The sequence below is a fragment of the Acinetobacter sp. GW821-FHT09D10 genome, from assembly GCF_059416285.1.
Genome location: NZ_JBWKOW010000004.1, coordinates 215,322 through 238,707, shown reverse-complemented (window position 1 = coordinate 238,707; position 23,386 = coordinate 215,322). Strand labels below are relative to the sequence as shown.

The 23,386-nt window shown below is 38.4% G+C and carries 26 protein-coding genes; 12 read left to right on the top strand and 14 right to left on the bottom strand.

What is annotated here, in order from left to right:
• Nucleotides 1-32 precede the first annotated feature (32 nt).
• On the bottom strand, nucleotides 33-977 hold the full coding sequence (locus tag AC07M3_RS11925; RefSeq protein WP_494567391.1) for an alpha/beta hydrolase: 945 nt from the start codon (nucleotides 975-977) through the stop codon (nucleotides 33-35).
• Between the two features lie 185 nt (nucleotides 978-1,162).
• Between AC07M3_RS11925 and pheA the strand changes: the two genes are divergently transcribed.
• The 4 genes from pheA (at nucleotide 1,163) to AC07M3_RS11905 (ending at nucleotide 6,768) form a co-directional block, all read left to right on the top strand.
• Nucleotides 1,163-2,272: a prephenate dehydratase gene (gene pheA / locus AC07M3_RS11920; RefSeq protein ID WP_003650703.1), complete on the top strand. Its 1,110-nt coding sequence runs from the start codon at nucleotides 1,163-1,165 to the stop codon at nucleotides 2,270-2,272.
• A 107-nt stretch (nucleotides 2,273-2,379) separates the two neighbouring features.
• Nucleotides 2,380-4,626 (top strand): bifunctional prephenate dehydrogenase/3-phosphoshikimate 1-carboxyvinyltransferase, encoded by a 2,247-nt coding sequence (locus AC07M3_RS11915; protein WP_494567390.1) that lies wholly within the window; start codon nucleotides 2,380-2,382, stop codon nucleotides 4,624-4,626.
• A 127-nt stretch (nucleotides 4,627-4,753) separates the two neighbouring features.
• A complete protein-coding gene (locus AC07M3_RS11910) occupies nucleotides 4,754-5,137 on the top strand; it encodes a hypothetical protein (protein WP_004643460.1) in 384 nt (127 codons plus the stop codon).
• Nucleotides 5,138-5,307: 170 nt separating this feature from the next.
• Nucleotides 5,308-6,768: an aminoacyl-histidine dipeptidase gene (locus AC07M3_RS11905; RefSeq protein WP_494567389.1), complete on the top strand. Its 1,461-nt coding sequence runs from the start codon at nucleotides 5,308-5,310 to the stop codon at nucleotides 6,766-6,768.
• Nucleotides 6,769-6,802: 34 nt separating this feature from the next.
• On the opposite strand, the gene rtcA is transcribed toward AC07M3_RS11905, so the two are convergent.
• The 6 genes from rtcA to AC07M3_RS11875 form a co-directional block, all read right to left on the bottom strand.
• Entirely contained in the window at nucleotides 6,803-7,849 is a 1,047-nt protein-coding gene (rtcA, locus tag AC07M3_RS11900) for an RNA 3'-terminal phosphate cyclase (RefSeq protein WP_494567388.1), read from the bottom strand.
• A gap of 259 nt (nucleotides 7,850-8,108) precedes the next feature.
• Nucleotides 8,109-8,567: a DIP1984 family protein gene (locus AC07M3_RS11895; RefSeq protein WP_336236616.1), complete on the bottom strand. Its 459-nt coding sequence runs from the start codon at nucleotides 8,565-8,567 to the stop codon at nucleotides 8,109-8,111.
• A gap of 4 nt (nucleotides 8,568-8,571) precedes the next feature.
• Nucleotides 8,572-9,198 carry a DUF5677 domain-containing protein gene (locus AC07M3_RS11890; RefSeq protein WP_494567428.1) on the bottom strand — a complete coding sequence of 209 codons (627 nt, stop codon included), beginning with the start codon at nucleotides 9,196-9,198 and terminating at the stop codon, nucleotides 8,572-8,574.
• A gap of 33 nt (nucleotides 9,199-9,231) precedes the next feature.
• Nucleotides 9,232-9,432, bottom strand: coding sequence for a hypothetical protein (locus tag AC07M3_RS11885; protein ID WP_494567387.1), 201 nt, complete (start codon nucleotides 9,430-9,432; stop codon nucleotides 9,232-9,234).
• Nucleotides 9,433-9,436: 4 nt separating this feature from the next.
• Complete coding sequence (locus AC07M3_RS11880) at nucleotides 9,437-10,705, bottom strand: RtcB family protein (RefSeq protein ID WP_068526844.1); 1,269 nt, start codon at nucleotides 10,703-10,705, stop codon at nucleotides 9,437-9,439.
• A 254-nt stretch (nucleotides 10,706-10,959) separates the two neighbouring features.
• Entirely contained in the window at nucleotides 10,960-11,934 is a 975-nt protein-coding gene (locus AC07M3_RS11875) for a ribonuclease Z (protein ID WP_494567386.1), read from the bottom strand.
• Between the two features lie 67 nt (nucleotides 11,935-12,001).
• Here AC07M3_RS11875 and rtcR point away from each other — a divergent pair, with 67 nt between their 5' ends.
• On the top strand, nucleotides 12,002-13,606 hold the full coding sequence (gene rtcR / locus AC07M3_RS11870; RefSeq protein ID WP_494567385.1) for an RNA repair transcriptional activator RtcR: 1,605 nt from the start codon (nucleotides 12,002-12,004) through the stop codon (nucleotides 13,604-13,606).
• Between the two features lie 60 nt (nucleotides 13,607-13,666).
• On the opposite strand, the gene AC07M3_RS11865 is transcribed toward rtcR, so the two are convergent.
• Nucleotides 13,667-14,299: an alpha/beta hydrolase gene (locus tag AC07M3_RS11865; RefSeq protein ID WP_309949269.1), complete on the bottom strand. Its 633-nt coding sequence runs from the start codon at nucleotides 14,297-14,299 to the stop codon at nucleotides 13,667-13,669.
• Between the two features lie 125 nt (nucleotides 14,300-14,424).
• Here AC07M3_RS11865 and yaaA point away from each other — a divergent pair, with 125 nt between their 5' ends.
• Together yaaA and AC07M3_RS11855 are read left to right on the top strand one after the other, a co-directional pair.
• A complete protein-coding gene (gene yaaA, locus AC07M3_RS11860; RefSeq protein WP_494567384.1) occupies nucleotides 14,425-15,198 on the top strand; it encodes a peroxide stress protein YaaA in 774 nt (257 codons plus the stop codon).
• A gap of 19 nt (nucleotides 15,199-15,217) precedes the next feature.
• Nucleotides 15,218-15,847 (top strand): HD domain-containing protein, encoded by a 630-nt coding sequence (locus AC07M3_RS11855; RefSeq protein ID WP_494567383.1) that lies wholly within the window; start codon nucleotides 15,218-15,220, stop codon nucleotides 15,845-15,847.
• Nucleotides 15,848-15,974: 127 nt separating this feature from the next.
• On the opposite strand, the gene AC07M3_RS11850 is transcribed toward AC07M3_RS11855, so the two are convergent.
• From AC07M3_RS11850 to AC07M3_RS11830, 5 genes are all read right to left on the bottom strand, one after another.
• Nucleotides 15,975-16,760: a thiazole synthase gene (locus AC07M3_RS11850; RefSeq protein ID WP_005039404.1), complete on the bottom strand. Its 786-nt coding sequence runs from the start codon at nucleotides 16,758-16,760 to the stop codon at nucleotides 15,975-15,977.
• A 13-nt stretch (nucleotides 16,761-16,773) separates the two neighbouring features.
• Nucleotides 16,774-16,971: a sulfur carrier protein ThiS gene (gene thiS / locus AC07M3_RS11845; protein WP_003650729.1), complete on the bottom strand. Its 198-nt coding sequence runs from the start codon at nucleotides 16,969-16,971 to the stop codon at nucleotides 16,774-16,776.
• Between the two features lie 13 nt (nucleotides 16,972-16,984).
• Nucleotides 16,985-17,350, bottom strand: coding sequence for a DUF423 domain-containing protein (locus tag AC07M3_RS11840; protein ID WP_003650731.1), 366 nt, complete (start codon nucleotides 17,348-17,350; stop codon nucleotides 16,985-16,987).
• 110 nt (nucleotides 17,351-17,460) lie between these two features.
• Nucleotides 17,461-18,327 (bottom strand): RNA polymerase sigma factor RpoH, encoded by an 867-nt coding sequence (gene rpoH, locus AC07M3_RS11835; protein ID WP_003650733.1) that lies wholly within the window; start codon nucleotides 18,325-18,327, stop codon nucleotides 17,461-17,463.
• Nucleotides 18,328-18,460: 133 nt separating this feature from the next.
• Complete coding sequence (locus AC07M3_RS11830; protein WP_004643450.1) at nucleotides 18,461-18,706, bottom strand: sulfurtransferase TusA family protein; 246 nt, start codon at nucleotides 18,704-18,706, stop codon at nucleotides 18,461-18,463.
• A gap of 375 nt (nucleotides 18,707-19,081) precedes the next feature.
• Between AC07M3_RS11830 and AC07M3_RS11825 the strand changes: the two genes are divergently transcribed.
• On the top strand, nucleotides 19,082-19,294 hold the full coding sequence (locus AC07M3_RS11825; RefSeq protein WP_000126912.1) for a cold-shock protein: 213 nt from the start codon (nucleotides 19,082-19,084) through the stop codon (nucleotides 19,292-19,294).
• Between the two features lie 102 nt (nucleotides 19,295-19,396).
• Nucleotides 19,397-20,548, top strand: coding sequence for an ATP-dependent RNA helicase RhlB (gene rhlB, locus AC07M3_RS11820; protein ID WP_003650737.1), 1,152 nt, complete (start codon nucleotides 19,397-19,399; stop codon nucleotides 20,546-20,548).
• 38 nt (nucleotides 20,549-20,586) lie between these two features.
• Here rhlB and AC07M3_RS11815 read toward each other — a convergent pair whose 3' ends face one another.
• Nucleotides 20,587-20,967: a hypothetical protein gene (locus AC07M3_RS11815; protein ID WP_005046134.1), complete on the bottom strand. Its 381-nt coding sequence runs from the start codon at nucleotides 20,965-20,967 to the stop codon at nucleotides 20,587-20,589.
• A 209-nt stretch (nucleotides 20,968-21,176) separates the two neighbouring features.
• On the opposite strand from AC07M3_RS11815, the gene AC07M3_RS11810 reads away from it, so the two are divergent.
• From AC07M3_RS11810 to AC07M3_RS11800, 3 genes are read left to right on the top strand one after another with little or no spacing between them, the layout of a single operon-like run.
• The gene (locus AC07M3_RS11810; protein WP_003650741.1) at nucleotides 21,177-21,752 is read left to right on the top strand and encodes a nitroreductase family protein; all 576 of its coding nucleotides are present in this window, start codon (nucleotides 21,177-21,179) and stop codon (nucleotides 21,750-21,752) included.
• A gap of 34 nt (nucleotides 21,753-21,786) precedes the next feature.
• A complete protein-coding gene (locus AC07M3_RS11805; RefSeq protein WP_003650743.1) occupies nucleotides 21,787-22,860 on the top strand; it encodes an NAD(P)H-dependent glycerol-3-phosphate dehydrogenase in 1,074 nt (357 codons plus the stop codon).
• Between the two features lie 56 nt (nucleotides 22,861-22,916).
• Nucleotides 22,917-23,372 carry a SixA phosphatase family protein gene (locus AC07M3_RS11800; protein ID WP_494567382.1) on the top strand — a complete coding sequence of 152 codons (456 nt, stop codon included), beginning with the start codon at nucleotides 22,917-22,919 and terminating at the stop codon, nucleotides 23,370-23,372.
• The last annotated feature ends 14 nt before the right edge of the window (nucleotides 23,373-23,386 follow it).

The window sequence follows — 23,386 nt, the reverse complement described above, 5'->3', positions numbered from 1 at the left end:
GTGAAATGCTGCTCTTAAAATTTAAGTGCGTTTTACTCAGCTGTTTGCTGTGTAGGCTCATCAAATAAAGATTTGCAGTTTTCTAAATTTTGGCATGCAGCAAACATAAGTGCTTTCGGCAAACTCGCATACAAATTGGTAATATGTTGTTCAGCAGGATTATAAAAATGCCAATAAGCAAATTGGGCTGAGCGGCGATTTTCCAAAGCTTTAAAGAAATCTTTTTCGTTAAAGTTATGAGCAGATTGAGTACGAGGTCCTCCTTGCTCATGAGTGCCGACTGTAGTCAAAAGCATCGGAGAATTACTTTGTTTTTGACTTTGCCAATGGTTTAATTTTTGAAATAGCATGCCTTGATCAAACCAGAGGGAAGGGCTGGCTGCGATGTAACGTTGAAATGCTTTAGGTTTTTGAAAAAAATGATAAAGAACAAACAAGCCTCCAAATGAGTGGCCATAAATACTTTGCTGTTGGTTATTAATTGGAAACTGTTTGGCGATTTCCGGTTTGAGCTCATCGTTTAAAAATGTGATGAACTGGTCCGCACCACCATACTTATATCTGCCTTGCTTTTGAAATTCAGCAGAAGATTTAGGGGTATAGTCATAAGCACGTTTTTGTACATCAAAAGTTTTTTGTTTGGGGTAACCGACCGCAACGATCATGAGCGGGTCTAAACCTAATTTTGTAGAACCTGCCCCAATAGATTGAGCGATATTGACTGCACTTGGAAAGGTTGCATTGCCATCTAATATATAAAGTACTGGATAACCATATTGGGGTGGGGCAACGGGTGGTTTATAGACCTGAATCAAATAATCATGGCCAGTATTTTTAGAGTTAATTTGAAATTGTGCCTGATTGTTTTGAAAAACAATTTTTGATTGATTTTGTGTAGAAGTTTGAGCCAAAACAGAGCCACTTACTAATGAGCTCAAAAGAAAACTGCAAGATAAAAAGAAAAATGAGTTATGCATAATAAACAAGAATAAAATTTATTACGCAAATGATAAATGAAAATCATTATCAAATAAAGCGATCTGAGGAATCCGACCAAGATGGTTTAATGAAAAAAGCCAATACAGCCATATTGCCTAACAAATCAAAGCAGACTATTGTTATACTCTCGTTTAAAAGATGATTTTGCTGAGGCTGCATTCCAATGATCAACGATGATCAAAACAAAACGACTTCTCTTAGTTTAGAACAAATTCGCGAAGATATTGATAGCGTGGATCAACAGATTCAAGAATTATTAAATCGACGCGCAAGCCTTGCTGAAGCAGTTGCGAAAGCTAAATTTGCTTCCGAAGAGAATCCTTTGTTTTATCGTCCTGAACGTGAAGCACAAGTATTACGCAAAGTAATGGAGCGCAACCAAGGTCCTTTGTCTGATGTAACCATGGCGCGTTTGTTCCGTGAAATTATGTCTGCTTGCCTTGCTTTAGAAGCACCGCAAAGTATTGCATTTTTAGGGCCAGAAGGTACTTTTACTCAATCTGCTGTACTTAAGCATTTTGGTAAAGATGCGGTTGTACGCCCACTTCCAACTATTGATGAAGTCTTCCGTGAAGTAGAAGCGGGTAGTGCCCATTACGGTGTAGTTCCAGTTGAAAACTCATCTGAAGGTGTTGTGAACCATACTTTAGATTGCTTTAAAACATCGAATTTAAACGTGATTGGTGAAGTTGAATTACGTATTCATCATCAATTCCTTGTATCTGAAAATACACGTAAAGACAGTATTAAGCAGATTTATGCGCATCAACAAACTTTGGCTCAATGTCGCCAATGGTTAGATGCACATTATCCGGGTGTTGAGCGCGTTGCTTTAAACTCAAATGCAGAAGCTGCACGCCGTATTCGTAATGAATGGCATTCGGCAGCGATTGCATCTGATATTGCAGCAGGTATGTATAACCTTGAAATCTTACATAGCAATATTGAAGATAATCCGGAAAATACAACCCGTTTCTTAGTGATTGGTCGTGAAAAAATTCCACAAAGTGGCAATGATAAAACCTCATTATTGATTTCAGCGCATGATCGTGCGGGTGCTTTATTAGAAATTTTAGCACCATTTGCAAAACATAATATTAGCTTAACAAGTATTGAGACTCGTCCAGCATTACCTGAAAAATGGGCATATGTATTCTTTATCGATTTAGAAGGTCATATCGAACAAGAGAATGTTGCTGCTGCGATTAATGATATTCGCCCAATGGTGAAAGAGATTCGTATTTTAGGTTCTTATCCTGCCGCTGTTCTGTAATTACTTATGTTGGAATAATGACATGCATCAAGATAAGCATGTCATTATGCTTAAAAACAAATTGCTCAATGGTTTAAATATCTTTGAGCAAAAGCAAAGTTGAAGTTATGTCACAACCCCTATTTAAAAAAGTTGCATTTATTGGTTTAGGACTCATCGGGTCGAGTTTAGCTCGTGTTATTGTTGCAGAAAAGTTGGCGACAACTATTGTGGCATCTACACGCTCACATAAAACTTTAGAAGATGCAAAATCACTTGGCTTAATACACGAAGGATTTTCTGATCCAGTTGAAGCTGTGAAAGGGGCAGATTTAGTCGTTTTAGCCTTGCCAGTGCGCGCTACGCAAAAAGTGCTTGAGCAAATTAAACCTTATTTGTCAGCAACCACAATTTTAACCGATGTGGGAAGTACAAAAGGTAATGTCGTTGATGCAGCAAAAGCTGTATTTGGGACAGATTTACCAGAAGGTTTTGTGCCAGGGCATCCTATTGCGGGTAGTGAACATACAGGCGTTCACGCGGGTAAAGTTGACTTATTTGCAAATCATAAAGTGATTTTAACGCCGTTACCAACAAGTGCAGAATGGGCTGTTGATAAACTGATTCAACTTTGGTCGGCAGCAAAAGCTGAAGTCATTTGTATGGATGTTGCCAAGCATGATGAAGTGCTGGCACATACGAGTCATCTACCACATTTAATGGCATTTAATCTGGTCGAGCAACTTGCGAACCGTGAAGATAATTTCGATATTTTCCGTTATGCAGCAGGTGGTTTTCGTGACTTTTCGCGGATTGCTGCTAGTGATCCCCAAATGTGGCATGACATTTTCTTTGCCAATAAAACAGCCATATTAAATGCTGTAGATGGCTTCGAAAAGCAGCTTACCGTACTTAGAAAATTGATTGAAAATGAAGACTCTCATGCATTAATGGGGTTGCTTGGCCATGCTCAGGCAGCCCGTCAACATTTCAATCATATGTTAGCCAAAAAACCTTTAATGGAGAAAAATAAGGTGACACAGCAATTCAGTATCTTACCGGGAAATAAAACTTTTAAAGGTAAATTTACCGTACCGGGTGACAAATCTGTGTCACATCGCTCCATTATGTTTGGTGCTATTGCCGAAGGCACTACGCATGTCACTGGCTTCCTTGAAGGTGAAGACGCGTTAGCAACTTTGCAAGCTTTCCGTGATATGGGTGTAAGCATTGAAGGCCCTAAAAATGGTGAAGTAACCATTCATGGTGTAGGCATGCATGGCCTAAAAGCACCTGCAAGTGCTTTGTATATGGGTAACTCTGGAACAAGCATGCGTTTGCTTTCAGGGATGTTATCTGCACAGAAATTTGATTCAGTCATGACAGGTGATGCTTCACTTTCTAAGCGTCCAATGGAGCGTATTGCTAAGCCATTGCGTTTAATGGGCGCGCAAATTCAAACTACAGGTGAAAAAGGCACACCACCTGTAAGCATTACTGGTGCTCAGCAATTAAAAGGTATTCAATACGATTTACCTATGGCATCGGCTCAAGTGAAGTCTGGTATTTTACTTGCAGGCTTATGGGCTGAAGGTGAAACTTCGGTCACTGAACCAGAGCCAACTCGTGATCATACTGAACGTATGCTTCGTGCATTTGGTTATGATGTTAAGACTGAGGGCAACAAAATTTCCCTTGTTGGTGGCGGTAAATTAGTAGGTACTGACATTCAAGTGCCGTCTGACATTTCATCTGCTGCTTTCTTTATGGTGGGTGCTGCAATTACTGAGGGTTCCGATGTTGTTCTGGAAGCTGTAGGTATTAACCCAACACGCACTGGTGTGATCGAAATTTTAAAACAGATGGGTGCTGACCTGACTGTTGAAAATGAACGTATTGCTGGTGGTGAACCTATTGCTGATATTCATATTAAAGGCTCGCGTACACTTAAAGGCATTCATATGCCAGAAGACCAAGTGCCTTTAGCAATTGATGAATTCCCAGCTTTATTTATTGCAGCAGCTTGTGCAGAAGGACAGACCGTATTAACTGGTGCAGCAGAGCTTCGCGTGAAAGAGTCTGACCGCATTCAGGTCATGGCAGATGGCTTAAAAATCATGGGCATTGACTGCACACCAACTGAAGATGGCATCATTATTGAAGGTAAGGGTAAGTCTGGCGATTGGTCACCAATTTTTACTGGCGGTGAAGTTGAATCACACCATGACCACCGTATTGCCATGAGCTTTAGTATGGCAGGCCTTCGTAATTCTGGTCCGATTACGATTCAGGGCACTGAAACAGTTGCAACAAGCTTCCCAACTTTTACTGAGTTGGCGAATCGTGCAGGCTTAACGATTGAAGTTAGCCAATAACTTTTTACCTAACACATTTTATAATTGCTAACACAATAGCAACGGCAGCAGCGGGCTAAATGCTTGGCTGCTGTTTGTTTATTGCTTATGCTAAGCGCAGATAATGATAATAGTGTTAGGACAAAGGATGAAAAAATTACAATTTATTGCCAGTTGCCCACAACATGGGGTGCTTGATCATCCACCAAATGAATGCCATATCACCCAAGAATATGTAGCGGCTCTATTATTTAAACAATTGGGACATTATGGCTTTGATGCGCAACATATTGTGCATGAACATGAAAAAGTAGAAGTGAGTATTGATAATCATCTTTTACCCTTGTCTATTACTTGCCAAAAAACAGACCATGATGGGCATTTGATGTGTGAAATCTCTGCCAATCCAGATGAAGAACAAGACTGGTTTGAGAAAATTGAAACACAAAGCATTATTCGTCAGCTCGCGCAGGCTGTTGAAAATAGTTTGAAAGCCGATCAAAGCTTTTCAGCATTTGAATGGAAAAATTAAATAAAACGATTCTTAAAACTTTTTCATTAAGTACGGCTTTTAGAAAAGTCGTACTTTCTGTTTAAATTAAATATAAAAATACAAAATCTTTACTCAAATCTCTACCTATCTTTAATGTGTTGTGTATATTGAAATTATTAAGATATTTACATAATTAGAGTGTGGTTTTCATGACACAAGTTGATATTGCAGCGTTATCTCCTCAAGTTGTTTGGCAGCATTTTCAAACACTTTGCACTATTCCTCGTCCATCAAAGCATGAACAGCAACTTCGTGAGTTTTTACAAAACTGGGCTGAAAGTCGAAATTTAGAAACTTATGTAGATGAAGTGGGTAATTTGATTATCCGCAAGAATGCGACTGTAGGTAAAGAACATGTATCTGGAGTCATTCTTCAAGGCCATTTAGATATGGTCACACAAGCCAACACAGGTACTGTACATGACTTCTTTAAAGACCCGATCCGTCCAGTGCTTGAGAATGGTTGGTTAATTGCCAAAGACACCACTTTAGGCGCTGATAATGGCATTGGGGTAGCCTTAGCTTTGGCAGTATTAGATTCAAGTGATATTGCTCATGGTCCTATTGAAGTTCTTTTAACAGTTGATGAAGAAGCAGGCATGAGTGGTGCGCGCCTTTTACAGGCAGGTGTGCTAAAAGGCAAATGGTTATTTAATATTGATACAGAAGAGTGGGGCGAGTTATATCTGGGGTGTGCTGGTAGTATTGATGTTGAAGTCGAGCAGCCACTTAATTATGAAAAAATCCCTGAAAACTTGACCATTGTAAACATTCAGGTTGCTGGCCTTAAAGGTGGTCACTCTGGTGTAGATATTCATTTAGGACGTGGCAATGCCAATGTTATTCTGGCCCGCTTTTTAAATGAGTATTTAGCAAAGCTTGGTGGAAGACTTGTTGAGTTTGGTGGTGGTTCAGCTCGTAATGCACTACCTCGCGAAGCTGTAGCAACCATTGCAATTTCATTTAACCAATTACCTGAACTAGAAAAATTACTTGCTGAATATCAAACGACATGGAAAAAACAGCTACAGGGTATTGATGACAATCTACAATTAACTATTCAACCGAATAGCGCTGACGTGACGGGAGTGATTGCTCAACAGCAGCAAAACGAATGGTTGCAAGCTTTGGCAACAAGCCCATACGGCGTTGCAAGTATGAGTCAAGCTCTTCCAGATGTGGTTGAGACTTCAAATAATATTGGGGTTGTAAAATTAAATCGAGAGGGTGGAAAAGCTGTCTTAATGGTCCGCTCAATGGTGAACCAAGAAGCTGAAGATTTTGCAAAGAAAATTCAGGCGCATTTTAGTCAATTTAATATCGCTTCTACACTCACGCCGTTGGTTTCGGGGTGGACGCCAAATCCAGATTCGGCTGCTTTAAAGTGCTTACAACAAGCCTATCAAAAGGCGTTTAACATTGAGCCCAATCTCAAAGTAATTCATGCAGGCTTGGAGTGTGGGATTATTGCCGAGCACTATCCAGATTTACAGATGGTTTCATTTGGACCTGATATTCAAGGTGCACATGCACCGGGTGAGCGAGTAAAAGTTGATACTGTAGATAATTGCTGGAAGTTGTTGGTGACGGCTTTGGCATCTGTAGAGTAATTTTTTAGAAATAAGAAGCTCATTAGTGAGCTTCTTAAACGTTGACCTTTACATGAAAATGATTTGTACCTAACTCGATAAATTTGATTTCACAATCAATAAATTTTTCAATCATAGCTGCTTGAGTGCGAGTATGTTCGCTAATACATTGTGCGGTGAACTCACCACCTTGACCTAAGGCCAAAGGCAATAACAACTGATCTGCTAAATACTCATCCACAGCAGTATTAGATTCCGTATATTGCTTCACTTGTTCAGCCAAATGATTGGCAATTTGTTCTGCACTTTTTCGCATTTCACCTAAAGCTGTAAACAGTTGAGTGTGATGTTGATGGGTGACTTTTACGTAAACTGTATTACCTTGGCTGATTCCATTCAGCTGAAATTGCTGCTGAGAGCTTAAATTTAGCTTTTTACTTAATGTAGTTAATTCACGTTGTGCAATTTGTGCTTCTTCTGAAAGATTTAATACTGCTGCAAACGCTTCAGTACATTGCAAAGCACCACGATCTAATAAATTTAGTTTGTTGCGATGTTGCCACTGCTGAATCGTAACTTGAATTTCACCTGCACCAATAGGAAAGAAGCCTGCTTTGTTTAATTTAAAATCGACGTTAATGCCAAGTTTCGCTAGAGCAGGTAAAAAGCAGTGTTCAATAAAATCTGCTGTTGGTGCAAGCGGGTTATGTGTACCCCCTGAGATGGTGAGTTCACTAGCTTCATTTTGTAATAACAAAACAGGTAGAAGCGTTTGTAAAACCAGTGTTGTACTACCTGCGGAACCGATTTGAAATTTATATTTCCCACTTTGAACATGTTGAGGTACGAAATATAAACGTTGGCTGTGTAATTCAGCACCTTCAACATAAGCTTGGCTAATTTGTTGAGATGCCTGTACACAAACTAAATGTTGGCGCATTAAACCTGGTTTTTTACGTCCCGAGCGTATATTAATTAATTCAAAAGGCTGACCTGTAATCATTGAAAGGGCAAGGGCAGTTCTTAAAATCTGCCCACCGCCTTCACCTTGTGAGCCATCAAGTTGAACGGTTGTTGGCATATTTGCCAAAGCTTTATTCACTTCTATTTTCCTTATTTTCTAATTTAATGAACATACTGTCAGTACATGGTGGTGCGAAGTAACGTGTAACTTTGCTTTCGACAAAGGTTTACAAGGTGCATAGTGCTGAGCCTGATAAGTGAATATCGATGCACGGCTCACATGCTGCCATAGCCGCCTGAATTATTTTCAATCCCTCAGATCGGAGTAACGCGGGATCTTGTACTCGCCCAGTATGCCCAAACTTTGATTGTGAAAATGATTCCACAAAATCTATTGTTTATTCGATTAAATCAATTTGCCAGTTGGCAGCTTGAATTTTGATGTTTAAGTCACGGAGTTTCGCACTGATATCATCAGCCTGCTTTTGTAAGCTAGAAACAGGAATGACTTTCTTCCACTTAATTTCACGTGAGCTATAACGATCAGGTTCTCGATGTGTATTGGCAATCGCATCTATTAAGATCTTATGCTGTTCAGCATAACTATCTCTTAAGCTCAGTAGTGATAATAACGTTTTTCCATCTTCTAACTTTGCTTGAGCATTGGTTAGATGAATACGATAAATCAATTGATTGCTTTCCTGAGTTAAAGCAAATACCTGTTTGATGAGTTCATTTGGATCTTCACTAGGTTCATCACCGTCTTGTACCAATACATTGGCATTAATTCGTTGTTTTAACGAAGCGAGCTTTTTTTGTTGATCGCTTCGAAGTAAAAGTGCTTCTGCGAGTTTCATGTGATTAATCCAATTTTTTTGCAAATGGAATGTTCAAAAAATCTTTCATAATTTGTTCGAGTTCATTATTGAATTGAACTATATTAAAAACATTGATCGAAGCTTCGAGTAGTGAATAAATGCTTGAGTTTGCAAGGTCAACAGATTTACTAATCATTTCTAAAGATGCTGAACTTTGAAAGGGTTCTACATCTAATTTATCCTCAGTCATTTGATAATGGTAAGCTAAAGAAGATAAACCCCAATGATGGTAGTCTGAAAGAGGGACGTAATAATCGTGGTACAATTTTTCGAATTTTGGTGTTTTTAACGCCATATCTTTAATGGACATCCCTTTTTTCCAAGATGAGTAGTATTTCCCATCTTGTTTTTTGAAAGTTCTGTCCATTTCCTCTTGATAAGGTTTTAGTTGTTCAAATAATTCGTGTGGAATATCTTCTCCGTTTGTTTCGGCTAAAGTAATAAATTTTAGTGCTTCAACACAAGAATAAAGTCGCCACTCTCTAATTTTTTTCGGATCATGAGATAAATAGAAAAAGTATAGTCCTCCCTCAAACATACTTCTAGAAATTAGATTTATATCTGAGTTTGAATTTTTGGCTAAATCTAAGCAAGTTTTAAAATGAGTAATTAACCTTAATAATGTAATTTTGCATAAATAAGGTTAATTACTCAACATGTCACCTTTGCTACATTCAGAGATCTCAATAGCTAAATTGAGTAACCTATGTGAAATCTTTAGTTGTTTGTCAATTCTTTTTTCATAAATCATAGTTTTAACATTTTCAGAATTTGGGTATTTGGGCAAATCATCATTTGTTATATCTAAAGATATACATGCATTTTCAAAATCATTAGCATTCATAATTCTATCCTTTCACACAAACCACTTGTCTTAATGTATAAACCACTTCAACCAAATCGCTTTGAGCTTTCATTACATCTTCAATCGGCTTATATGCAGAAGGAATTTCATCAATAACTGCAGCATCTTTACGGCATTCCACACCTTCAGTTTGTGCAATCTGATCTTCCACAGTAAAACGTCGTTTTGCTTCAGTACGACTCATAACACGGCCTGCGCCATGCGAACATGAGCAGAAAGATTCCTGATTTCCAAGTCCACGTACAATAAAGGACTTTGCACCCATTGAGCCTGGAATAATTCCGTATTCACCTAGACGCGCACGTACTGCACCTTTACGGGTGACCATGACTTCTTCACCGTAGTGTTCTTCCTTTTCTACATAGTTATGGTGACAGTTCACTGCTTCCAAACGTGCCTGAAAAGGCTTTGGTACAATCGTAGCCAAGGCTTTAATTGCAGATTGCATCATGATTTCTCGGTTCTTCATCGCAAAGCGTTGAGCCCAACCTACAGCAAACCAGTAATCATCGAAATGTTCAGTGCCTTCGACTAGGTATGCTAAATCTTTATTTGGTAAGTTAATGAAATGTTTCTGCATATCTTTACGTGCAAGCTCAATAAAATGATTACCGATAGCATTTCCTACACCACGAGATCCTGAGTGCAACATAATCCAAACATGATCATGCTCATCTAAACAGATTTCGACAAAGTGGTTTCCTGTACCTAAAGTTCCCAAATGCTTGCGGTTATTGGTGTTTTTCAAACGTGGATGTTTGGCACAAATGTATTCAAAATCTGCAACCAAATCCGCCCAAGCTTGATCTACCATTTCTGGTGGAGTTTCCCATGACCCACGATCTCGCCCGCGTTTAGTCATTCCATGTGGGATCAAACGTTCTAGTTCAGTACGTAGAGCATGTAAGTTATCTGGTAAATCTGAAGCAGTTAAGCTTGTACGGGTTGCCATCATTCCACAACCAATATCTACACCCACAGCAGCAGGAATAATTGCCCCTTTGGTTGGAATCACACTACCAATAGTTGCTCCTAAACCGAAGTGTACATCTGGCATTACAGCCATCCATTTATAAATAAAAGGCATTTGAGCAGTTTGCAATAATTGTTGTTTTGAGTTGTCATCAACAAGCACGCCTTTAGTCCACATTTTGACTGGCATAGTTTTTTCATTTTGCAGAACTTGGTAAGCACGTTCTTGCTGCTTTTGTTCAAATTGAGCTTGTTGGTTAATTTCTTCAATGACAGACATTTTCTTTTCCTTTCAAAGCCTGCCTGCCAAGCGTTTGCAGGCAGGTGTTATTCACAATATCCCAATGATGTTGTGTGCTTTGTACTATTGCACTGAGTGTGCCAACTTTTTTAAAAAGCACTTAATTAAAATATAAGTTATTGAAAATAATATATAAAAATAATTAATTTCTCTGTGTGATTAATTTTATTGGAGATTTTAATGTTTAATATATATCTAAAAATATATTTAAATATCTTTTTGGATATATGTTTTTAATGGGCTTTACGATTTTTATCGACTTTTAAAAGCTGTCCAGCTTCGTTTAAAGTAAAATCATCAAAATCATTTGCTAAATAAAAATGACCTTTATAAAACTGGCGAACTTCTTCAATAATAGCGTGCTGTCCAGCTTTATCCTGATGTCTAGGGCTAAAATGCGTCAGAATTAAATTACCCAGAGATTGCTGCTCTGCAAATTCAGCCACCATTTTTGCTGAGCTATGCATTGGACCTTTTCCTACTTTATCTAAAACTGTTTGCAAGTAAGTTGATTCGTGAATAAGTAGTTGAGCATCTTTGCAAGCGTCTGCTAACAGTTCAGGTTGGTCATTATCTCCACCTATAACTGCATGAATTTGCTGGTTTTGAACTTTGATAAAGTCTTGAGCTTTTAAAGTTTGTCCGTCAAATTCAATATCATAGCCTCGTTTTAAATGGCCCCACATATCGCCTTGAGGTACGCCAAGCTGATTTAGAGCTTGGGTATCTAATTTCTTGTGAATAGATTTGATATAAATGCTAAAAGCAAAACTTGGAACACGATGGCTTAGTGGGTGTGCTTGAACAATGAATTCATCGGTGATCTGTTGTGGCTGAGTTGCTTCATTCACATCAATAAATTGCAGTGAATAGGGTAAGTGTAAGTCTGTAAGTTGCGCGGTGATTTCAAACCATTGTTGAATTTCTTTTGGCGCAATCACAATTAATGATTTAGTACGAGCATTCATGCCTGCACTTGCAAGTAAACCAACTAGACCATAACAATGGTCGCCGTGAGCATGTGTAATACAAATGGCAACTAGGTTTTGTAAGGAAAGCTTGGCTTGTTGAATGCGGTGCTGTGTACCTTCTCCTGCATCAATTAAAATCCAGTCCTTATTTTTACTGTTACGAACTGCTAATCCTGAGACATTACGTGTCAGGGTGGGTACACCTGAAGATGTGCCTAAAAAAGTAAAATGAAGCATATTCTTGGAATTTTTTAGTCAAATGCGTATTGTATATTATAGACACTTATAAAATTTTATAGAAATTATGGCGGATGCAAAGAAAACAGTCGTTATTGGCTTTGTCGGTTCTACACTTGATCAGGGAAGAAGGCCAGATCGCTGGCAGCGTTGGCGTCCTACAATTAGCCTGTTAATGCATGAAGATTTGCTTGTAGATGAATTGGTGCTTTTACATGATCGACAACATCATAATTTAGTTAAATCTATAGCAGCAGACGCAAAAGAAATTTCTCCACAAACACAGATTTCTGGACATAAGGTCAGTATTAAAGATCCTTGGGATTTTGCAGAGGTGTATGGGGCACTTTATGATTTTGTAAAAACCTATCCGTTTGATGTCGAAAAAAATAACTATTTATTGCATATCACTACGGGAACACATGTTGCTCAAATTTGTTGGTATTTATTGGTCGATGCACATTATTTGCCAGCTCAACTTATTCAGAGTTCACCTAATCAACAAAAGACCCCAGAAGGTGAATATAGAATTATTGATCTGGATTTATCTCGATACGATGTTTTAAAACAGCGATTCGATGATGAACAAAAGCAAAATTGGCAACAACTTAAAGAAAATATTTCTACTCATAATAAAGCCTTTAATCAGCTTATTGAGGAGGTTGAATTAGTTGCAACCCGCTCTAGTGCGCCTATTTTAATTATGGGTGCAACAGGTGTTGGTAAGTCTCATTTGGCAAAACAGATTTTTCAGTTAAAGAAAGATAAATTTCAATTAAGCGGTCGTTTTATTGATGTTAACTGTGCGACCTTACGCGGTGATAGTGCCATGTCCACTTTATTTGGTCATATAAAAGGTGCATTCACAGGAGCAGCTGCTTCTCGCGCTGGTCTACTAAAAAGTGCTGACCAAGGCATTTTGTTTTTAGATGAAATTGGTGAGTTAGGGCTTGATGAACAAGCAATGCTTCTTAAAGCGCTTGAAGACAAAAGCTTCTTTCCAGTTGGAAGTGATAAGGAAATTCAGGCCGATTTCCAACTAATAGCTGGTACTAACCGTGATTTGCGTAATGAGGTTCAAGCTGGCCGTTTTCGTGAAGATTTATGGGCTCGTTTGAATACATGGACATTCTTTTTACCAAATTTAAAAGACCGTGTAGAAGATATTGCACCCAATATTGAATTTGAGCTACAACGTTTTGCAGCAATTCATCAAAGACAATTGCGTTTTCAACGTGATTCTTTAGAAATGTATTTAAAATTTGCTAAATCAGCAGATGCATCATGGCAAGGAAATTTTAGAGATCTAGCCGCGAGCGTGACTCGTTTAGCAACTTTATCGCAAGGTGAGTTAATTCGCCGTGAAACTGTAGAAAAAGAAATTCAACGGTTAAAGCAACTTTGGCTTATTCAGACCGCATCTTGCAATGATGGAAATAGAGACGCAGACATTCTATTGAACTATTTGAGTTCTGAGCAATTAGAGCAAATAGATGAATTTGACCAGATTCAATTACGTGGGGTACTTAAAGTTTGTGAAAATTCAAAATCAATGGCAGAGGTGGGAAGACAACTCTTTTCGGTGTCTCGTCAACAACGTAATACAACGAACGATAGTGATCGAGTGAAAAAATATTTGGCCCGTTTTGGATTAAGTTGGAATAATTTTTAGTAGTTACAGGGCTTATGAAATGATGGACATAGACTCAATCTATGTCCATCAAACTACTGCTTATTTCATAATAATAAAGCGTGTAATGATTTGGCGAAGCTGTTTTAAATAGCCTGTAAAGAAGTGGTTAGCGCCCGGTAAAATCGTAATTGGGTGCTTTTGAGGTTTTGCCCATACAATTGCATCTGAAAGCAAGGTAATGTCATCTTGCTCACCATGAATGAGTAGAATATCACCTTGAATTTCTGGAGTTTTATAGTGGCGCAAACCCACTACGGTAGCCGTTGGTAAACCACACAAAATTAACTGTACTGGTCGTAATTCAGGATTAAGCTGTGCAAAGCATTTTGCCAAAACATGTGAGCCGAAGCTAAAGCCGCCTGCATAAAATGGCAAGCCTTCATGTAGCTTACGAACATGTTCAATTACGGCTAAAATATCTTCGGTTTCGCCATGACCTTCATCATGAATACCTTCACTGCCGCCTAAGCCACGGAAACTAGGGCGATAAACAATACAGCCATATTCATTAAAGATTTGGGTTAAAAGGGCGGGGACTTTATGTTGAGGGGTTCCACCTTGCAATGGATGCGGATGGCAAACAACCGCAAAGCCTTTGATTTCACCTTCAGGGCGGTCAACGAAAAGTTCAATTTTACCTACTGGACCCTGGATGAAAGTTTGCTCAGACATATAAGAACCGCTAAATAACAATACGTGATGCTATTTTACCGATAGTCGTCATTGAAAACACGAGTTAGCATTAAAAAATATCTACTGTTATAGTTGGGATTAAGAATAATTTTTTCAGGTTGTCTATGCTTGCTTTAATTTCTCCTGCAAAAACTTTAGATTATGAAACAGCGTTACCTACAGATGAGTTTACTCAGCCTCGCTTGTTAGAACACTCAGCACAATTAATTGATGTTTGCCAAAAACTTTCTGCTTCCGAAATTGCTAATTTAATGAGTGTGAGTGAAAAAATTGCCACACTAAATGCAGACCGATTTAGAGATTGGAAGCCCGAATTTGATTTTTCAAATGCTCGTCAGGCGATTTATGCATTTAAAGGGGACGTGTATACAGGTTTGGATGCCTATCATTTAAAAGATAAAGATATTGATTTTGCACAGCAGCATTTACGTATGCTATCTGGCTTATATGGTTTATTACGTCCTTTAGATTTAATGATGCCTTATCGTCTTGAGATGGGCACTAAATTAAAAAATTTACGTGGTCATAATTTGTATGAGTTCTGGGGTGAAATTATCACGAACCAGATTAATGAAGACTTGGCGGCAATTAAATCTGAGTTACTTGTAAATCTAGCTTCAGATGAGTATTACAAATCGGTCAACGAGAAGAAAATTAAGGCTGAAATTGTGAAGCCTGTTTTTCTTGACCAGAAGAATGGCAAATATAAAGTCATTAGTTTCTATGCGAAAAAAGCACGCGGTTTAATGGCTCGTTTTATGATTGAAAACCAATTAAATAAAGCTGAAGATATTAAAGCGTTCAACACCGATGGATACTACTTTGATGCTGAAAACTCATCAGCAAAAGAGCTAGTATTTAAACGCGATGAGCAATAATCCTGAGCGTGGTTAATATATGATGATGCAGCTTTACTTATTAAAACTGGAACATGTTTGGTTTGAGCTGCATCAGCATTATCATTTTTCTGAGCCACAAAAAATCTTAAATATACTCACCGCTGCTTATAGTGAAAAGCAACGGGCCTATCATACTGTTCAACATTTATATGAATGTTTGAGTTTGCTTGAGGCGATTCGTTCTCAATTAAATGATCCGTATGCTGTTGCGTTGGCTCTCTGGTTCCACGATGCGATCTATAACCCACAAGCTAAAGATAATGAGTTTAAAAGTGCTGAACTCTTTGAGCAATGTATGGCTCAAGATTTACCAGTAAATACCGTTCAGAAAATAAAGCAGTGGATTCTTGCCACGCAAAAACATGTACCGACTGATGAGTTAGATTTGCAATTTTTATTGGATATTGATTTAGCTATTTTGGCAGCAACTCCAGAACGTTTTATGCAATATGAACAGCAAATCCAGCAGGAATATGCTTGGGTCGATCCGGAAGTATATTCAATCAAAAGAAAAGAAGTTCTAGCGCATTTTTATCAGTCAGACCCACTTTATCAGACGACTTATTTTCAACAGAATTTTGGGTTAAGAGCAAAGCAAAATTTACAGAGGATATTAGGCATAGCCTAAGTAAATATAAAAATTTAGATCTGTTGATTTGAATAAAGCGATACAGATTTTAAAACTTTTAGAAAATTAAAAATGGTTATATGAGGGGGAGGAACCACTGAAAAATCAGTGATTCCTTAGAAATAAATTATTTAAAGAAATAACCTGTTTCTGGTGAGCTCGCATTTGCCATACGTTTACGTGGCATGCGACCTGCTAAAAATGCTTCACGCCCAGCTTCAACAGCTTTTTTCATTGCAGAAGCCATCAAAATAGGATTCTGAGCAGCTGCAATCGCAGTATTCATTAATACCCCATCACAACCAAGTTCCATTGCAATAGCTGCATCACTTGCTGTACCAACGCCTGCATCTACCAAAACTGGTACTTTTGCATTTTCTTTAATAATTGAAATAGTATGCGGGTTTAAAATTCCTAAACCTGAACCAATGAGACTGCCTAAAGGCATAATCGCAACACAACCCATACTTTCAAGTTCTTGAGCAATGATCGGGTCATCAGAGGTGTAAACCATAATCTCAAAACCGTCATCAATCAAAGTACGAGCCGCTTTTAAAGTCTCGGTTACATTTGGATATAAGGTCTTTTCATCGCCCAAAACTTCAAGTTTTACCAAGTTGTGACCGTCTAGAAGTTCACGCGCTAACATGCAAGTACGTACTGCGCTATCAGCATCAAAACAACCTGCGGTATTTGGCAAAATTGTATACTTTTCTGGCGGAATGACAGAGAGTAAATTTGGCTGATCTGGATGTTGTCCAATATTCACACGGCGGATTGCAACAGTAACGATTTCTGCACCACTCGCTTGAATGGCTAAATCTGTTTCATTTAAGTCTTTATATTTGCCAGTTCCTACCAATAAACGAGATTGAAAAGAACGTGAACCAATAATGAGAGGGGTGTCTTGCATGGATAACTCCGACTTAGCCGCCGCCAACAGCGTGAATAATTTCGATACGGTCATGTTGAGCGATAGAAATCTGCTCTAATTTGCTTTTTGGAATAATTTGCTGGTTGTATTCGACCGCAAATCTTTTTCCTTCAAGTGCCAAAGCCTGAATGAGCTGCATTAGGTTTTGACAAGGCGTGTCCGTTAATTCGCCATTTAAATAAATTTGCATGATCACATTCCAATTATTTTGCGTATTTGAGGGCATTCCAAGCCAAAACGAGCCATCCAGCTATCATAAATGCTCCACCAATTGGGGTAATTGCCCCTAAAATTCTCGGTAATCCAAGCGCCATGATATAGAGTGAACCACAGAAGAATAAAATACCAATCTGAATCAATATGAATGGCAATTTAATGGGGAGCGTAAGGATAACTTTGCTTAAAATACCAAGTGCTAAGAGACCTAAAGCATGGTAAAAAAAATAGTCGGTTGCAGTATGCCACCAAACAAGTTGCTCAGGACTCGCATGAGCTTTAAGACCATGTGCTCCAAAAGCACCCAACATGACTGCAAAGGCAAGATTAAGGGCTGAAATGGCAATCCACATAACAAAAAACGCAAATGAATAATGAAGGGCAACGTTATCATAGATTGGGTTGGCTAAACATAGCCAGATAAAACAAAAGGGCTAATCGCCCTTTTATTTTTAAACTTATTTTAGCTTGCAGACATGGCAATTTTAATTTTTTCCATTGCATTCTTTTCAAGCTGGCGAATACGTTCTGCTGATACATTATATTCGGCCGCTAACTCGTGGAGAGTAGATTTGTCATCATCTAACCAACGACGTTGTAAAATATTACGCGAACGGTCATCTAACTGATCCATTGCATTATGTAGGGCAGATGTACTTTGCTCTTCCCAGTCCTCATTTTCGACTAAACGGGCTGGATCATAGCGATTATCTTCAAGATACAATGCCGGTGCAGTATGTGGGGTGTCATCGTCGTCGTCACCTTGAGCTTCGAAAGCAGCATCATAAGCGGTTAAACGACCTTCCATCTCCAGAACTTGTTCTGCAGTTACATTTAAGTCATTCGCAATCGATTGAGCTTCTTCGAGCGTTAATTTTTTACTCGATTTTTTTAAACTACGTAAATTGAAAAATAATTTACGCTGTGCTTTGGTCGTTGCAATTTTGACAATACGCCAGTTACGGATAACGTATTCGTGAATTTCTGCCTTAATCCAGTGGACGGCAAAAGATACAAGACGCACGCCCATATTTGGGTCGAAACGCTTCACGGCTTTCATTAAGCCTAAATTACCTTCTTGAATAAGGTCGCCTTGTGGTAGGCCATAACCTGCATAGCTGCGCGCAATGTGAACGACGAAACGTAAATGCGACATTACCAGCATTTTTGCGGCATCAAGATCTTGGTCATAATAATAACGTTCAGCAAGTTCTTTTTCTTGCTCGGCCGTTAAAATAGGAATCTGATTGACAGTACTGATATATGCACCAAGGTTTACACCGGGCGCAGACAATGACAGGGGCATCAATTGATTGCTGCTGTCACTCATGATTTCTCCTTATAGGATCGGATGGGATAACCAATAAATTCATCTTAGTTTGAATCAGCTTCATAATTAAGGAAAATTGGGTAGAGAAATGTAAAATTTTATGCAATTTCTAATCTTTTAGTTTATCAAAGAATTATTGAGTTTCAATTAAATAGTGAAATTCTCTTTCGGATATATGTGTGGTTTGACACATAAAATGATGTAAACCACAGTAACGAGTTACATCTATTTCACTATGGGGGTCAGAAGATTTTAATAAAAATAGCTGTTTACCCGATACTTTTTTGAGTTCGCGTTTAAGCATTAATAAAGGCATCGGACAAGGTTGGCCCAAGGCATTAATTTCAATAAGTGCTGTAGTAGAAGAAGTGTTGGTCATTCATCATCAAAACAACTAAAAAGATTATTCTAACAAATTTTTTTATAAACACCGCACATTTTATAAAAGAAGAAACAAGCAATTACCTATAAAAAATATTGTAATAAGCTGTTTAAAAAAAGGACTAAAAATACGGGGAATAATTGAAAAAAATTCTATTAATTGTCATAAACCCGTGGTAAGCTCGAACCGTTTTAGGATTTACCGCACACTTAAATTGGTTTGAAAATCCTATAACAAATGGATGTAACCGGAAATTGTTGATAGTTTCACAGAATGATTACAAGCTTTAAGATTATAAATATTTTAAAAACTTGTTTGCTCTGCTGTTTGCAACACCGGAAGGTCCTTTTTTCAACATCTGAGGATTGACTTATGACAGCTCGCGAACAAGGCGTAGTAAAGTGGTTTAACGACACTAAAGGTTTTGGCTTTATTCAACGTAACGGCGGTGACGACGTATTCGTTCATTTCCGTGCAATCGTTGGTGATGGTCACCGTTCTTTACGTGACGGCCAACGCGTAGAATTTAGTGTAGTACAAGGTCAAAAAGGTTTTCAAGCTGAGAACGTTCAGCCTTTAGACTAATTCATCTTTTGATGAATCACGGACGCTCCAATTTTTGAATTGGGGCGTTTTTGTTTATAATGATCTTCTCATTAGAGAGATTGTTTGTTAGAGCACGTATTTATGACATCTGGTTTTGAAACCTTGAATTTACATCCGCAACTTAAAAAGGCGATTGATGCTTTAGGGTTTAAGCAAATGACCCCGATTCAGCAAAAGGTTTTAAAATATACGTTGGGCGGGCATGATGCAATTGGTAGAGCACAAACAGGAACAGGTAAAACTGCTGCTTTCCTGATTAGTGTAATTAATGACTTGTTACATAACCCGATTCAAGAGCAGCGCTTTCGTGGTGAGCCACGTGCCTTGATTTTGGCGCCTACTCGTGAATTGGCATTGCAAATTGAAAGCGATGCGAAGTTACTCACAAAATTTTCAGATTTACACGTCGTGACACTATTAGGTGGTGTAGATTTTGATAAGCAAAAGAAACAGCTAGATGCTAATTTTGTCGATATCATGGTTGCCACGCCTGGGCGTCTAATTGATTTTGTAGAACAAAAAGAAGTTTGGCTCGATCAAATTGAATTCTTGGTCATTGATGAAGCAGACCGCTTATTGGACATGGGTTTTATTCCTTCTGTAAAACGTATCGTGCGTTATTCCCCGCGTAAGGAAGAACGTCAAACCCTCATGTTCTCGGCTACTTTCAGTTATGACGTGCTTAATTTGGCGAGACAATGGTTGTTTGAACCAATCACTGTTGAAATTGAGCCTGAGCAAAAAACCAATAACGATGTTGAGCAACGTGTTTATGTAGTAGCTAAGCAAGATAAATATCGTTTGCTACAAGATATTTTGCGTGAAGAGCCTATCGATAAAGTCATGATTTTTGCTAATCGACGTGATCAAGTACGCCGTCTTTATGACCATTTAAAGAGAGATGGATATCGGGTCGGGATGCTTTCAGGTGAAATTGCTCAAGATAAACGTTTAAAAATGTTAGACCAGTTTAAGCAGGGTAAAAATAACATCATGATCGCAACTGATGTTGCTGGCCGTGGTATTCATGTCGATGGCGTATCTCATGTGGTTAACTATACCTTACCTGAGCAGTCAGACGACTATGTGCACCGTATTGGTCGTACAGGCCGTGCTGGGTCACAAGGTGTAAGTATTAGTTTTCTTTCAGAAGATGATGCTTTTTACTTGCCGGAAATTGAAAAAGCAATTGGTAAGAAATTGCCATTAACCCGTATAGAGGGTTATTGCTAATAAAAAAATCCCAATCATTTGATTGGGATTTTTTTTGATTAATTAATTTTGCAATAGAAAGTAAGTGTTGTTTGATAATCATCATCTTTTGCTAGAGATGCATTTTTACCAGTTAATGTGCCAATCACACCAGCTGCTGCTTCAACCATTTGGCCTGTTTTCTCGCTCACTACATCTTTTAATACACCGTTGTATGTTGTTTTTTCATCTACAACAACGGGCGTAGTATTTTTTGAACAAGTTTTTTGAGCGGCAGTAATCGCATTATTTTTTGCAATTAGATTTGTTTTACCAATGCCTGTGACTTCAAATTGATTATTTTCTTTTTGAACTGCCAAGGTGTTTTTAGGGGTAGTGGCACAAGCTCCTAGTAATAAAACAACACTACTCAACGCACTCGCTAAAATTATTTTTTTCATGTTTCACCTAATATCGTTAATCGTCAAAAGATCTCACTATTTGAACACAAGTTTTCTCATTGACTTTGAAGACGTTGTATTAGTTTTGATGTTTTGTCTTAAAAAAATGTCAAAGCATGAGCTCGTTGTTTTTATGTTCTAGATACAATGGTGGATTATCTGTAGATTATGCTAATCTATTTTGAATTTTTTGAGTTAGATCAATATTAATGACGGATTCAGCAACACAGATAATTCATCAGAATATTCACCAACGTCAATCTATTGGTCAATTGATTGAGCCTGCACCAAATGCAGATCAATTAGAGTTGGCTTTTCAAGCTGCTTTAACTGCTCCTGACCATCATAGACTTAAACCAACACGTTTTGTTGTTATCGAGGCTGAACAACGTGCTGCATTTGGTGAGGTTTTAGCAAAAGCACTGGCTGATTTGGGTGAAACTGACTCCGCGCAACTTGAACGAGTTAAGCAACATCCTTTCCGTGCGCCTTTACTCATTTTAGCGCTTACGCAATTGCAAGACCATCCTAAGGTTCCGCATTTTGAACAGATTTTAAGTACAGGGGCTGCCGTACAGAACCTTTTATTGTCTTTACAAGTTCAAGGCTTTTCCACCATGTGGCGTAGTGGCGCGGTTGTTGAATCAAATTGGTTAAAACAGCATTTAGGATTGCAACCACATGATTTAATTTCAGGTATTATTTATGTGGGCACAGCAGCTAAAGCGATTGCACCGCGTGCAGAGATTGAAAGTAAAGAATTTGTAAAGGTTTGGCAGGCTTAACGAGCCTCAAAAGTAAGAAATAGGATAATAAAGCATGGCTGAATTTAAGTTTACAGATTTAGTGGAACCTGTTGCGGTTGATAAAAAAACAGCATTACGTATTACTGTGTTAGGTGGAGGGAGCTTTGGTACGGCGATGGCCAATTTAGCTGCACGTAATGGTTGCGACACCATGATCTGGATTCGTGATGCCGAAACAGCAGAAGAAATCAATAAAACCCATATTAATAAACGTTATTTGCCAGACTTTGTTTTAGAGTCATCATTACGCGCTGTGTCTGACCTTGAACAAGCCGTGTGTGATCGAGATATTATTTTGGTGGCAATTCCTAGTCATTCATTTCGTGATGTATTAAAACAAATTGCGCCTTTTATTACGGCACAAGCGGTTGTCTCTCTAACGAAGGGCGTCGAGGCTAAAACTTTTAGCTTCATGAGCGATATTATTCGTGAAGAATTGCCAGAAGTTCCTTATGGTGTGTTATCTGGACCAAATCTCGCTAAGGAGATTATGGCTGGTATGCCATCTGGTACTGTTATTGCCAGTGATTCTGAATTAGTTCGTTATGCTGTGCAGCATGCTCTTCATAGTGCTTTATTCCGAGTTTTTGGTAGTGATGATGTGCATGGTGTTGAACTAGGGGGAGCACTTAAAAATATTTATGCAGTTGCAATGGGAATTGGTGCTGCTTACAAGATTGGTGAAAATACCAAGAGTATGATTTTAACGCGCGCCTTGGCCGAAATGAGTCGTTTTGCAGTCAAACAAGGGGCAAATCCGCTAACGTTCTTAGGTTTATCTGGTGTTGGTGATTTATTTGCAACCTGTAATAGTCCTTTAAGCCGTAATTATCAGATTGGTTATGCTTTGGGTTCAGGTAAAACACTTGACCAAGCGAGTAAAGAGTTGGGGCAAACCGCTGAAGGAATTAATACAATTGTTCAGGTGCGTGGTAAAGCAGAAGAACTAGACGTATATATGCCTATTACCAATGCCTTATATGAGGTTATTTTTGAGGGTGCGCCACCTTTAAATATTGCCTTATCTCTTATGAAAAATGGACACCGTAGTGATGTTGAGTTTGTTTTACCTCATCATGAAGTCTGAAGAAGAAATGTCATAAATTACGGTTATAATGCAAGAATTATTAACAAGGAATATTTATGCAACTGACATTGGTTCGTCATGGGGAAGCCGCTCCTCCAGTGAATGGTAATGACACTAAGCGTCCACTTACCGCTCGTGGGCATGCTCAAGCTGAGCACACAGCAACATTTTTAAAAGATATTGTTAAGCCTGATATTTTTGTAGTGAGTCCTTTATTGCGTGCTCAAGAGACATTGGCGCATATTCAAGCTTATTTTAAAGATGTTCCTGTGTTGTTATGCGATAAAATTAAACCGGATGATAATGCCAAAGAAGCAGTTGAGTGGTTGTCTCAGGTTCCTTATGAGTCAATTGTAGTCGTGTGTCATATGAACGTGGTAGGGCATATTGCTGAACTACTAACACATGAAAACTTTAATCCATTTGCACTTGCCGAAGCTCGAATTTATGATCAGGCTGTTATTGCAACTGGTTTATCAACACAAAAAAATAGTTTTATACCCACAATATAATTAAAAAGGTCATT